Below are 13,260 nucleotides of genomic sequence, written 5' to 3'. Positions count from 1 at the left end.
GGCTTCGATAAGTCATTTATTATTCAGCTGAAAATAAATATGGATAAACCGGTTGTCCACCTTCATGAAGTTCTGTTTCTAGATCTTCGTATTCAGCAGTCAGTGCTTCTACAAATTTTTCAGCTTCTTTCATTGTACCACCCTCACCGACAATGATCGTTACGATTTCTGTATCTTCATCGATCATGCGTTTTAGTGTATCCAATGATGCTTTAAACATATCTGGTTCAGAAACTACGATTTTACCGTCGATCATTCCTAGATAGTCATCTTTTTTGATTTCGACATTATCGATCGTTGTGTCACGTACAGCTGTTGTTACCTGTCCACTGACTACACTTTCGATCATTTCCGTCATGGTTGTTTTATTTTCTTCAAGCGTTTGTTGATCATTGAATGCTAGCATTGCTGTCATCCCTTGAGAGATTGTTTTTGTAGGAACAACCGCTACCGGAATATCAGCCACTTCTGCTGCTTGATCAGCTGCCATGAAGATATTTTTGTTGTTAGGTAAGATAATAACTTGGTCAGCGTTAACTTCTTTAACAGCTTTCAATATGTCTTCAGTACTAGGGTTCATTGTTTGACCGCCGCTAATGATATAACTTGCACCAAGGCTACGGAATAATTCTTGAACACCTTCTCCTGCCGCAATTGCAATAACTGCATAAGGAACACGTGCTTTTTGAGCAACTGCTGCTTGAGCGTCATGTTCAACCAACGTTTCATGTTGTAAACGCATGTTATCTACTTTGATTTTCACTAATGAACCGAATTTTTGACCATAATTCATCACTTCACCAGGATGTTCTGTATGCACATGTACTTTGATGATTTCATCGTCATTTACAACAAGTAATGAATCACCTAATTCATTTAAGTAGTTTCTAAATGTTTCATAATCGAAATCACTGTCCACAGTTGGACCTTCACCGATTTGAACCATAATTTCTGTACAGTAACCGAATTTGATATCTTCAGTCGCCACGTGACCGCTGACACCACGATGATGTTCAGCATTGACCATTTCATCCATCTCACCTGGGCTTGGCTCATAGAGTTCAGTTGCTAAAAATTCTCCAGATAAAGCTTCCAAAAAGCCTTCATAGATAAATAATAAACCTTGACCACCACTGTCGACTACGCCAACTTCTTTTAATACAGGTAAAAGGTCAGGAGTTTTAGCTAAAGCACGTTTCGCACCTTTAACGACCGCTTCCATCACTTCGATACAGTCATCCGTTTCTTTTGCTTTACGTTCACCAGAACGCGCAGCTTCACGGGAAACAGTCAGAATCGTACCTTCTACGGGCTTCATTACTGCCTTATAAGCAGTCTCTACACCATGAGTAAACGCTGCTGCTAAATCTTTTGCATTCAACGTCTCAACATCTGGGATTTGCTTAGAAAAACCACGGAATAATTGCGATAAGATAACACCAGAGTTTCCTCTAGCGCCCATCAATAATCCTTTTGAAAGAATCGTTGTGAGTTCTCCGACTTTTTCAGAACGAGAATCGGCTACAGCCTTCGCTCCACTTGTCATAGATAAGTTCATATTTGTTCCTGTATCACCATCTGGTACAGGGAAAACATTCAATGAGTTGACGTATTCTGCATTCACATGCAGACGACTCGCACCAGCCTGAACCATCTCTTGGAACTGACTTGCACTGATTTCTGTTACATTCACCTAAAAAATCCTCCTTTGAGATTCCTGCAAATAGATGATAGTTCATCTATTTGGCAGCTGGCTACCTAGTCAGGCAACACACGAACACCTTGCACAAATACGTTGACTGAATTAGCTGTCACACCTAATAGTGTTTCAAGGTTATATTTTACTTTTTCTTGTACATTACGAGATACTTCTGAAATTTTTGTTCCATAACTTACGATTGTATATACGTCGACCGCAACGCCATTTTCTTCTTGTCGCACGACCACGCCTTTAGAATAATTTTCTTTGCGTAAGATGCCATTTAAATTATCTTTGATTTGGTTTTTACTAGCCATACCGACGATTCCGTAGATATCTGTCGCAGCACCGCCAACTACAGTGGCAATAACCTCATTGGTAATCTCAATGGTGCCTGCTGGTGTTTTGATTTTTACAGCCATTGATGAAAGCCTCCTTAAAGAGCACAATTGCCCTATTTTCTTCTATAATATTTTAACATAGCCGTACCTCAATGAAAAGGAACTTATCCAGATAATTATAGAGAGTCTCATCGAATTTACCAATAATTGTATAATTTACATCGTTTGAGGGAAAAAGTCAAACTGATTTGAAATAAAAAAAGCAATGCAAACCCTTGATGGTCCGCTTTGCTTTTGAAAACTCATAAGTTTTTCATAGCTCTTACAGAAACGAAACAAGTTTCTCCATTGCTCATTTCGACTATTCTTTCACTTTTTATTATTTTACTGATATGGTTTCGGTTTATTAAGTATGATTTATGGCATCTATAAAAAGAATCGCATTGTTCTTCGATCTCTTTTAAGGCGCCGTAAAATTCAATTTCTCCATTTTCTAAATGAAGAATTATTTTATGTGATGTAGCAGACGATTCAAAGAAAATGATATCTGCAGTATCAATGGAACGGACGGTATCTCCATCTTTTAGCTTAAACAAGTTTTTTTGCTTACCACGATCATTGGTCACCCGTTCATGCGCTAACTGTATACTTTCACAAATCCTCTGCTGAAGATCGTCTTTGTTATCCTTTATGATATAATCCATCGCTTCAATCTTATAAGTAAATGTAAGATAGGACAATTCGCCATGGGTAGTGACAAAAACGATTTTACCCAAATCATCATATTTCCTAATTTCTGCTGCTAGAGTCAACCCTGACATTTCATGCTGTAAATCAACATCAAAGAAATAAAGTCCAGTCATTTTGGGATTACTTTTAACAAATTCCAATACTTCTAATGGATTGCCAGTAGAAAATGCTAACTCCATATCCAAGCTCTCCATCATGATATAATTTTTGACATATGTCTCGATTGTTTGGCGTTGCCTCCAGTCGTCTTCACAAATGATGATAGATAACATTACGTTCACATCCTTTCCGTGTTGTCTATTGTTAATTTTTGAGTAAATAGCTCTTCGTTGATTGATGTAGCTAAACGAACGTTACCTAATGGTGCAATTAAGTCTTGAACATTACTCAGCCCTTCGCCTCTAGCATCTCCTTTAGTAGAAAAACCTCTTTTTTTGAGTATGTGAAATTTAGGTATATCTTTTCTACAGGAGTTTTGAATAACAATATGAACTGCATGTTTATCCTTGTACAATGCAACTGCGAGTTCTCCTTCACCAATATAGTCTAACTCTTCTAACGCGTTATCTAAAAAAATCCCAAGTACCCTAACTAGAATTACTGAGTCTATGGAAAGAAAATCTATTGTTTCATTCACCTCTACTTGTGCATCAATCTCTTTTTCTTGGGCTGAAATCAATTTAGACGCTACAATACTCTTTACTTCTCTTACTTTTATATTCCCTATAGCATCTAGTTTATAATCATTTTGGTCAATAGTCTGTGAAGTCTTTTTAATTTTGTTAAAATAATAATCGTTCAACCCTTCATAATCTTCATCAACAAAAAAATCTTCTAATGAGTTCAGTATATTTTTATAGTCATGGCGAAATTTTCTTACTTCTTTATATTGTTTTTCCATAAGCTCCATATAACGCTGATTTGCTGAATATTCTCTTTCTTTTTGCTGAATTTCATATTTATTTCTCATTGAACTAACATACATAAAAAAAGTAATTAAAGAAACGATTAAATAAATGCCTAAGAAAAACAAATTTAAACCTATTAAATCTACACGATTGTTTGGAACGATTCCAAAAAAGAGTAATATATATATAATAGAAGAAGTTATTATACCAATCACACAAATAAGTATTTTAGTTTCAGCAGATATTATTATTTTACTCCGTATATACTCCAGAAATTTTGCTATACCTAATGTAAGCACCATTGAAAATAGGCAACCAATAATTTGATTTATTATCAAGAAAGAACTATCAGAAAAAAAATTCCTTCCTTCAAAAATCTGCATGTTCATTAACGTCACACAATGATTACTCACCATCAAAATCACCAATGAGTAACTCATTATTCCAATAATTTCTATATATTTTTTTCTTTCGATAAATATCGCTAATAACATTAGCATAAAAATCAGCACTACTTCACCAAGAATTGCGCCCACTAAAGAATAAACCCAACCAACTAGGATAGACAAACATCCTAGTTGTAATATCTCAGTTAGTCTTACTTTCTCCGACGTCAAAATTTTATAATTAAGATATATAAAGACAAATTGAATAGCAATTAAAAATATAACCATATCGTACCCCCAAGTACTTATGTCATCATTCTATAATGAACAATAATACACTACATTATGTTATTCAATTCTAATCTAAAGCTAACTCATCTGTCAAATTTCTCTAATAAAAGAAGTGTGTTAGTAACCTAAATTGGTTGCTAACACACCCTCTACGGTAAAAGGTTCCCCAAAAAAATCTATCTGTGAATTGCTCACAACAATTTCATCAAATTCACAATTATATTGCTTCAATTTTCTTTTGATTCTAGCTAAAATCTTTGAATTCCTATTTTCATTATCTTTTTTTAATACCAAAATGTAATGCTTAGATGCATCAAGATCTTCATCTTGTTCATTCTTGTATACAAATACATTGCCTTCCGCTATATCTTTATAGTAAGCTTCTCCTTTTATCAGGAAAACAACTCTATAATTATTCTTTTTAAGTTCTGATTTTATTTTGTCCAGTAATTTAAATATCGCAAAAAAAATAATTTCTTCTCCATTCGCCTGTTGAATCATTTCAAGCGTTTTATACGGAATTTCAGCGACAAAATTGCTTACCTCAATTTTGAGCATAGTACTTTCCTGATTTAAATGCTTTTTTCAAGATAGTAGTAAGTTTATCTCCACTATAGATGAATACACCGCCTTGATAGACGCTCTTCCCGACTAACGCTAATATGACAGTGGCGCCTAAATTAATACCCATAGCAATGACGAACATAGTCATCGTTGCATCACCTAGCATATATCTTGCATACATAACAATAGGTGATAAAAATGGTAGGTAGGATGAAATCGTGATGACTTGGTTACTCCCTGCTCCAGTTGCCATAATAATTACCATAAATAAAGCAATAAACAGTGGAATAATTAAAATATACATCAGTTGTTGAACTTCTTGAACTGAAGATACCAGTGACCCTAAAATTGCAGCTGTCACGGAATAAATCAAGTACCCTAAGATAAAACAAACCACAGCTAGCACAATTGCTTGACCATTTTTTCCTTCGTTTAAAAACGCAAACATCCCAGTGCTGTCACCAAATAGTTTATAGGAGGCATACGCAGAGATTCCGATAGCAGTACCTTGCGTTAAACCTACCATGCCAATACCAACTATTTTCCCTACTAAATGCTGAACTGGTGTGATTGTCGTCAATAGAATTTCCATTACTCTTGAGCTCTTCTCTACAGCAATATCTTGCGCAACCATCGTAGAAAAAAGCATAACTGCCATATAAAGAATAAATCCTACAACATAGACTAATAGTAATGTTTGTCCAGAACTATCTTGATCTCCATCCAATGACTCCATTGGTAAAATTGTACTTGTATTTAAAAATTCTTGTTGTATTTCATCTAAATTTAACTGATTCAATTTAATTGATTGATTCACGGCAGTTACTAATGTTTGCAACTGTTCAGAAACATTATGCTGCGCGGCACCTTGATAATAAATCCTGCCTTGATACAAACCCGCTTCATTTCTATCTAGCATCAAAACTGTTTTGCTAGCAGCGTTTTTCAAATCTTTCTCAGCCTCCGCCAACGTATTACCACCTTTAACAAAAGAAACATTTAATTCTGCTCCTGCTTCTTGTAACGCAGAAACAACTTGTTTGTCTTTTGACACCACGAGAACTTTCTCTTTTTTTGGCTCTTCGCTCTTAAAAATACCTTCATAATTCATTCCAAAAAAAGTGCCAAAAGCTAATACAAACAGCATAATGATAAACACTTTTGACTCCACTTTTTGTTTATATGTTTCAATTGCGATCGTTAACATGTTTTTCATATTATTCACCTACTCTTTCTAAAAAGATATCATTTAAGGAAATTGATTCAATTCTAAATTGTTGAATATTTTCAGACTGTAAAATAAATTGTTGAATTTTTTTTGCAACAAATTTATCTTGTGTATAAAATGAAACAATACCATCACTTTCCTGATAAGATTCAATAGCGAATTCTCTCTTTAATGCATCTCTTTCAAAATCTGCTTGAATGGTAATTTTTCGTTTATCCACGTTATCCTTAATTTCTTGTAAATTACCACTCAGAAGAACTTCTCCTTTTTTGATCATACAAATATTTTCACAAATTTCTTCTACATTTGCCATTTGGTGAGAGCTAAAAATGATGGTCGATCCACTTTCTTTTAAAAAAAGAATGGCATCTTTTAATTGGTTAGCATTGATCGGATCTAGCCCAGAGAATGGTTCGTCTAGTATAATCAGTTCTGGACTGTGAATGACTGACGCAATAAATTGAATTTTTTGCTGATTTCCCTTAGAAAGCTCACTGATTTTACGATCTATATTTTCTTGGATTTCAAAAAAATTCAACCAAAATTCAATACTTTTTTCCACGTCTTTTTTATTCATATTATGCAATTTCCCAAAAAAAGCTAATTGCTGTTCAACCGTTCTTTTTGGATTTAAACCGCGTTCTTCTGGAAGGTACCCTATTTTCGTCGCATCAAATCTATTGATTGAGTTCCCTTTCCATTTAATTGTTCCTTCATCTGGGGTGTAAATCCCTAAAACATGTCTAAAAATCGTTGTTTTACCTGCACCATTTGCACCTAAGAAACCATAAATTTCACCTTCCGGAATAATTAGGTCAATTTCTTTTAATATTTCTCGTTCATTCATTGTTTTTTTTAGTTGTTTAATTTCTAAGCTCATTTTAATTACCCCTTTCATTTAAACGATTGTATAACCATAGTCCACGATTATATTTTGTCCTCGAATCGCTTTGCTATAGTCTGATAATAGAAAATCGATGGTTCCAACTACATCTTCCAACTGCACAAATTTTTTTAAAGGTATTTTTTTCAATAGTTTTTTTCCTTCGAAAGAGTCCGTCAACAATTTCTCATTACTTTGATTTAAAATATAAGATGGAGAAACAACATTAACTTTAATATCCTTTTCATTATCCACTTCAAAATCCAGTGTTAGATTTTTAGCTAATTGGATAAGTGCTGCTTTTGATGGTCCATAGTCAATTCGTTGCTCATGGCCCACTACGCCATTTTGCGAACCAATAAGTACAATTGAAACCTTCTCCTTAAAAATGGGATAAAGTTCTTTGATCATAACTACAACCGACTTTAGATTTACTGAAAATGTTCTATCCCATGTCTCTTCACTAATACTATAAAAACTCTGAATAGGATTGATTCCTATCGAGAAAATGATAGCGTCCATCTTAACTGACTCTTTTTCAAGCTCTTCTTTCACTTGCTTTATACTCCATAAGTCTGTAACATCAGCTAAAAATTCCTTATATACCGCTTCTTCATTATGGTCACCTTTTACCTTATCAATACCCCAAAATCGATATTTTTCTTTATTCATTTGAATATACGATCGTCCTAAGTAACCGGCAGAGCCAACAATCAATACATTTTTCATACATAGCCTCCCCTTCCTTGTATCCATCTCAAAAGAAAATTTGTATAATCTGTGTTAATCCGTTAATCAGTACGTATGTAATAGCAACAACGTTAAACATAGCTAGTAGTAATTCAGAAGCCTTTATTGACTTATTTTTCCTTCTAATCCATTTTTTAAAAGCGAGCATATAATCTTCGGATTCAATCAATAAATTGATTATCCAGTAACCGTCTGTTTTTATAAATGGAACTAGGTTAATAACAATATTCAAAAGATTTAAGAAAAATAACATTAAAAAAAAATCTGAGGTTTTAAATAGCATTACAGTGCATAGTATTCCACTAATGATCAACTGTGTTTGAACACCTGCAATCATGATTTTTAATTGTTTCCTCTTTGAAAGGTGATCCATAAAGTTAACATTTGTATAGAACATAAATAAGAAAAAATATCTTAGTAAGAAACCAAAACGAAATTTATTCGAAGTAATGTATTTTTGATAATAATAATAATGACCTAATTCATGAAACATAGTAATCGCAATTTGGCTGGCATATAAGCCAAACAACATTAACCAGTTAAATTCAGTCGCCCTCGTTGCATAACTATTGAATCCTTTTTGAAGAAAAATAGGTAGTAGTAACATACCTATTAATGTAAAAAGTTTACACAGCATAAATGCATATCTAGAGCTCATAAAATTTAAAAATGTTGAAAAAAAATGTTTAGGAATACTAAAACCTTTTAATTTGAATTCCAAAAGCTTTCTCTTCCCCGAACCAAAAATAAATTTATCGATTGCCGGATCATTGTGATTATTATCAGGCTCATAGGTTTCTAAATAAGCAATCATTTCATTAGTTGTTTTGACCATCCGCTCATTTTTCGTATTGTAAATATAGACTTCTTCATCACGCTGTACATATTCAAAAAGAAGGTGCTCCACTTTCAATTGTCGTACATCAAGCATATGATTTCACCACCTTAGCGATCAACTTCACTACCTGTGCTATTTTTCTAGAATCTGAATAATACGATGGCATCAGGGTAATCCCATTATCTTCAGATGAATTAAAGTATTGATAACACAAAATTCCTGCCTGTTCTAATGCATCAATAATTAGTTGTAGTGCTAAAGGATTGTTTATCGTTATTGCGAACATACATCCCACTCCTCTACACGCAAGCCCTTGTCCTTTTCCCACTCCAAGAATGGCTTCATTTAATTTTTTTATGTTTTCTGAAACTTCTACTTCATTTTTTTGATAGTAATTCAAGGTTTCGTTTGCACTGATTATTCCAAGCAGATTCCCATTTTGTGTGGAAAAATGTTCCAAGTTTTCATTTTCCAACTTTTTAGTAAGTTCGTTAGATAATAAAACCGTTCCAAAAGGCAAAACACCATTGTTGATTCCTTTGCTAAGATTGATCATATCCGGTTTAAAATCTAGATAATGGAAGAAAAAACGTTTTCCTGTTCGATAAAAGCCTGTAGCTACTTCATCAAAAACAATCGTAATATCATGTTGTTTCAATAATCCACCTAGTTTATTCATAAATGTGACAGAAGGGATTTTCACCCCTGCTGATCCTAAAATAGGCTCAATAATCATTGCACTATATTCATGATGATGTCGCTCAATATACGCTAATAGTTCTTCTTCTTCTGATTTATTTTCTGGAAATTCAATAAATTCCATATTACTTAATTTAGGATTATAGACTTGAGTTACTTCTTGATCCAAGCCGCTCACTGACATACCACCCCAAAAAGTACCGTGGTATCCTTTCGAAAAAGCAAGAGTTTTCACTTTTTTCTTATTGATTTGTCGTGATAATTTCAGCGCTAAATCAGTACATTCAGATCCACTATTTGTATAAATAAGCTGAGTATAACTCCCGTCAACATCAACAAATGTACATAGTTTTTTCGCATACTCTTGATAAAGCGGATGATGAAATGAGTGAATATCTAAATACGTTAGATTCGTTGATAATTGCTCATTCATTTGCTGTTGAATAGCCTCGTACAGCTCTTTTCTATATCCCAAATTCACATTCCATAATCCACTTCTAAGATCAATAAATCGTTTTTGATTTTGATCAAAGATGTATTCCTCCTCTGCTCTTATCGGTACCAATTTATTATTATTTACAGATGAAATATCCCCCATTGGAACTACATAATTATATTTCATTATTTACCATCTCCATCATGACATAGCCCTTATTACATCTTAAAACATGAGCTGTATATCCAAATGTTTCGCATAACTGATTCACTTGTTCTACTGAATAAATATTTTTAATTGAATAGCCTAGTTTTCTTTCTCCAACAGTTGTTTTTGTATAAATGTTATAGATAAACTGTTTTTCTTTTACAAAGTTTCCTGACATAAATAATTGATCATTAATCTTTTCTACAGAAACCTTCTCATGCAACTCCGCTATGCACTCTGGACTGAGAAAATCAAAGAGAATCTTACCTTTACTTGTTAATAATTGTTTTGCATTCTTTAAAAAGGTCGAAAAAAATTGTTCATCAAATAAAGAAACCGATGTAGCGGGAATAATGATGTGAGTATACTTTTCGGAATGTTCGAAATACTGAATATCTTCAATTCCACCGACAAATACACAACTTTTTTCTTCTTCATTTAAAAAAGTCAGCATTTCTTCTTCAGGCTCAATACCATAAATTTCAATGCCCTGTTTTAGTAATGGTTTTAAGATTCGCCCATTTCCCGTGCCGATTTCTAATATCCGGTCATTTTCATCGAAACTAGTTAAGTAATAGTCTAAATCTCCGTTCATATTTTCTTGAGCAATAGCCTCATAATAACTGGCAAATACCGGCTCTTGATAAATATTATTTGTGATTTCTATTTCTTCCTTTAATTTTGATTTGAATGTGCCAAAAAATAGAGTTTCATACACTTAACATCAACTCCTTTTGTTCTTCAATCACTTCGTCTGTTATTTCACTGTCTCTATCTTTAACTAACTCTGTACACCCCTTAACCTGTGCTTCAAATATATCTACAAACAACTGGTTTACTTCAAATGTCCGATTGCTTTGAATATGAAAAGCCAAGTAACCTTCTCTAGTTGATAAAACGATCCACTCACTTGGATATGTCTCTAAACAAATCGCTCCAAATTGATTGTCATTGAACGGTGTAATAAAAGATAATTCATCGTCTTTTAAGGAAAGTGCAAGACTTATCAATAGCGGAAACACTTCATATAAGCCATTTTTTTCTTGTTTTTGATTTAGTCCGCTCTTAGCTAATTCTATTTCTGCAAAAGAACGGCTTACTTCACTAAATAGTTTTTTTGTTCGTCTATAATCTAAGTAAATCCCATCTTCAAATATAAATAATCTTTGTGCTAGTCCAAGAGATAACATATCAGAATAATCAATTATGCCATTTTTACGTTCTTGCCAAGTAATTGTCCCGGTCTGACTAAATATTTCGAATTGTTGATTGAGCATTTCCTCCGACAACTCTTCCAATTCCTCATCTTTAACAAACGTGTTTAAAGAGTCTTTAAACACAACTATACCAGGAATATTCTGCTCTAATTTATTCCACACACTTTGAGACTCTTCAATATATACTCCATGATTGATTGCACAATTCAGATAAATGGACGGATGTATATTAGCTAGGTCTGTCACATGTTCAAAATATAAATGTTTAATTAGGTTCTTTTTAAATATTCTAGGGTAGACTCCTGTAAATAGTGCCATTAAACCATTTTTTAAGATAACTTCTGAAGGCTCATCTACTTTTTCTTTAGAAGCTAATTTTTCTCTATCAATAAATTGTTCCATTGTTTCATTTGATATTTCATTGATAGAAACAAAATGAAACCTTGTTGATTGACTAAATTTATTAAGAAAATCAACAATCTTAGGTAGACGAACAGACTTTGATAAGCTAACAAAAACATAATCTGTATAGTCCTGAAATTCTGTATAATCCATCAAATCAATAAAATTATTTGTATCATAATCATACGTATCAAAACTTAACTCTTCTAGTAAACAGTTCTCATTTAATATATCTGAGAGCTTCACATCGTTTACACTTCTTAATACATGTTTGCTTTCTTCCACTAATGTCATTCCGATCATTTCGATCACTCCTTTTGTTTATCTGTTTTCATTATATGTATGAATTCATGGTGATGCGCACCTTTTCTTAAATCCATTTATTCTTGGCTTTATTGTCTTGTTTTACGTTCAGGAATGCCCAAACGTTAAGTAAAACGAATAGGCTATAGAATTAAGATATGAGGAATAAAGAGAAGTGAATGAATAAATTAGCCTATACTTTAAGTGTGCACAACAACAAACAAAAAATAGAAAGAGAGGAGTTAGGAAATATGAACAAGATTAAATTTGAGGAAACAAACAGTAAAGTACTAAATGGTTTTTGGCAGGGTGTTGGTGTTGGTATTGGTATTGGCGTAACTGTCGGTGGTGCAATTATTTTAACTTAACAAATAGAAATAGAAAAAATCAGGAGGTGACAATTATGAAGTGGATTTTACCAATCATGCTCCCTATCTGGATCTGGCGGTTTTATTAATTAATACAAAAATTGAATCGAAGGAGAAATATATAATGAAAAAAATTGAATTCACAGAAGTAGACAAAAAAGTTTTAAATTCACATGGAACTGATTTTTGGACTGGTGTAGGAATTGGTGCTGGTGTTATTGCAGCGGGCGCAAGACTTGCAGCTGTATTAACTTAATTTACGAGGAGGGAATCAAGATGAGAACTATTAAAATGACTGAATGTACAGTGAAAAATTTAAATTGTGGATGGTGCATGGGTGCTGGTGCACTTGCTGGTGCTGTCGCATCCGTTGGCGTAGGAATGATTATTGTAACTTAACAAGATAAAACACATTGAAAGTAGGTGTTTCTGCATGAACCAAAAATATATACCTGTGCTACTTGGCTTAATCTTCCTACTTGTAGCAGCAACTATTTTGATTAAGCCATTGTCTGTAAAAGCTATAGCAGCTATTGTTACAGTTATCTGCAGTGGTTACTTTTATCAGTTTTGTACTTCATTAGTCCGTAACAAAAATAATTAGCGCAAAAAAAAGTTAGTTGTCACTAAAATCAAGTGATAACTAACTTTTTAATCTCTCTAACCAAAATCCCCTTGCAAAAAACTGCTTTCTATGATAAATTAAATTAGTATGAGCTGAAAATTATCGCTCCGAGATCAAAGCAAAGGAGGAAACTAAAAATGGCAAAAGTATGTTACTTTACTGGTCGTAAGACAAGCAGCGGCAATAACCGCTCACATGCAATGAACGCTACTAAACGTACTGTTAAACCTAACTTGCAAAAAGTTCGTGTATTAATAGACGGTAAACCTAAAAAAGTTTGGGTGTCAACTCGTGCTTTGAAATCTGGTAAAATCGAGCGTGTTTAATAGAACGTAATCAAAAAGCTGAACGGCATGCCGTTCAGC

Annotated in this window: 15 protein-coding genes; 3 read left to right on the top strand and 12 right to left on the bottom strand. The window is 33.4% G+C overall.

The features are described 5' to 3' along the window. Window positions 1–19: 19 nt before the first annotated feature. From IGL98_RS00945 to IGL98_RS00890, 12 genes are all read right to left on the bottom strand, one after another. Window positions 20–1,693: a DAK2 domain-containing protein gene (locus tag IGL98_RS00945; RefSeq protein WP_069646914.1), complete on the bottom strand. Its 1,674-nt coding sequence runs from the start codon at window positions 1,691–1,693 to the stop codon at window positions 20–22. 65 nt (window positions 1,694–1,758) lie between these two features. Beyond that, window positions 1,759–2,121: an Asp23/Gls24 family envelope stress response protein gene (locus IGL98_RS00940; RefSeq protein WP_010761897.1), complete on the bottom strand. Its 363-nt coding sequence runs from the start codon at window positions 2,119–2,121 to the stop codon at window positions 1,759–1,761. 221 nt (window positions 2,122–2,342) lie between these two features. Further along, window positions 2,343–3,062 (bottom strand): LytR/AlgR family response regulator transcription factor, encoded by a 720-nt coding sequence (locus IGL98_RS00935; protein WP_206844014.1) that lies wholly within the window; start codon window positions 3,060–3,062, stop codon window positions 2,343–2,345. A 5-nt stretch (window positions 3,063–3,067) separates the two neighbouring features. Further along, a complete protein-coding gene (locus tag IGL98_RS00930) occupies window positions 3,068–4,372 on the bottom strand; it encodes a sensor histidine kinase (protein ID WP_206911872.1) in 1,305 nt (434 codons plus the stop codon). Between the two features lie 120 nt (window positions 4,373–4,492). Then, the gene (locus tag IGL98_RS00925) at window positions 4,493–4,933 is read right to left on the bottom strand and encodes a hypothetical protein (RefSeq protein ID WP_206844012.1); all 441 of its coding nucleotides are present in this window, start codon (window positions 4,931–4,933) and stop codon (window positions 4,493–4,495) included. After that, window positions 4,920–6,155, bottom strand: a complete 1,236-nt coding sequence (locus tag IGL98_RS00920; RefSeq protein WP_242590145.1) for an ABC transporter permease — start codon at window positions 6,153–6,155, stop codon at window positions 4,920–4,922. The genes IGL98_RS00925 and IGL98_RS00920 overlap by 14 nt, the downstream gene beginning before the upstream one ends. Window position 6,156: 1 nt before the next feature. Further along, window positions 6,157–7,047 carry an ABC transporter ATP-binding protein gene (locus IGL98_RS00915; protein ID WP_206911874.1) on the bottom strand — a complete coding sequence of 297 codons (891 nt, stop codon included), beginning with the start codon at window positions 7,045–7,047 and terminating at the stop codon, window positions 6,157–6,159. An 18-nt stretch (window positions 7,048–7,065) separates the two neighbouring features. Next, window positions 7,066–7,779 (bottom strand): SDR family oxidoreductase, encoded by a 714-nt coding sequence (locus tag IGL98_RS00910; RefSeq protein WP_206911875.1) that lies wholly within the window; start codon window positions 7,777–7,779, stop codon window positions 7,066–7,068. A gap of 28 nt (window positions 7,780–7,807) precedes the next feature. Then, window positions 7,808–8,731: a hypothetical protein gene (locus tag IGL98_RS00905; RefSeq protein ID WP_206911876.1), complete on the bottom strand. Its 924-nt coding sequence runs from the start codon at window positions 8,729–8,731 to the stop codon at window positions 7,808–7,810. Further along, window positions 8,724–9,959 (bottom strand): aminotransferase class III-fold pyridoxal phosphate-dependent enzyme, encoded by a 1,236-nt coding sequence (locus tag IGL98_RS00900; protein WP_206911877.1) that lies wholly within the window; start codon window positions 9,957–9,959, stop codon window positions 8,724–8,726. The genes IGL98_RS00905 and IGL98_RS00900 overlap by 8 nt, the downstream gene beginning before the upstream one ends. Then, a complete protein-coding gene (locus tag IGL98_RS00895) occupies window positions 9,949–10,698 on the bottom strand; it encodes a methyltransferase domain-containing protein (RefSeq protein WP_206911878.1) in 750 nt (249 codons plus the stop codon). Before IGL98_RS00895 ends, IGL98_RS00900 begins: the two co-directional genes overlap by 11 nt. Beyond that, the gene (locus tag IGL98_RS00890; protein ID WP_242590146.1) at window positions 10,691–11,902 is read right to left on the bottom strand and encodes a hypothetical protein; all 1,212 of its coding nucleotides are present in this window, start codon (window positions 11,900–11,902) and stop codon (window positions 10,691–10,693) included. Before IGL98_RS00890 ends, IGL98_RS00895 begins: the two co-directional genes overlap by 8 nt. A gap of 492 nt (window positions 11,903–12,394) precedes the next feature. Between IGL98_RS00890 and IGL98_RS00885 the strand changes: the two genes are divergently transcribed. The 3 genes from IGL98_RS00885 to rpmB all read left to right on the top strand — a co-directional run bounded on the left by IGL98_RS00885 (window position 12,395) and on the right by rpmB (window position 13,221). Then, entirely contained in the window at window positions 12,395–12,526 is a 132-nt protein-coding gene (locus IGL98_RS00885; RefSeq protein ID WP_277989050.1) for a hypothetical protein, read from the top strand. 20 nt (window positions 12,527–12,546) lie between these two features. Next, window positions 12,547–12,669, top strand: coding sequence for a hypothetical protein (locus tag IGL98_RS00880; protein WP_277989051.1), 123 nt, complete (start codon window positions 12,547–12,549; stop codon window positions 12,667–12,669). Between the two features lie 363 nt (window positions 12,670–13,032). After that, entirely contained in the window at window positions 13,033–13,221 is a 189-nt protein-coding gene (gene rpmB, locus IGL98_RS00875) for a 50S ribosomal protein L28 (RefSeq protein ID WP_010761898.1), read from the top strand. Window positions 13,222–13,260: the final 39 nt, after the last annotated feature.

Origin of the sequence: Enterococcus sp. DIV0840, assembly GCF_050527835.1 — a bacterium.
Taxonomy (GTDB): domain Bacteria; phylum Bacillota; class Bacilli; order Lactobacillales; family Enterococcaceae; genus Enterococcus_L; species Enterococcus_L ureasiticus.
The sequence above is the reverse complement of the archived record's forward strand: the minus strand, read 5'-3'. Positions and strand labels throughout refer to the sequence as shown.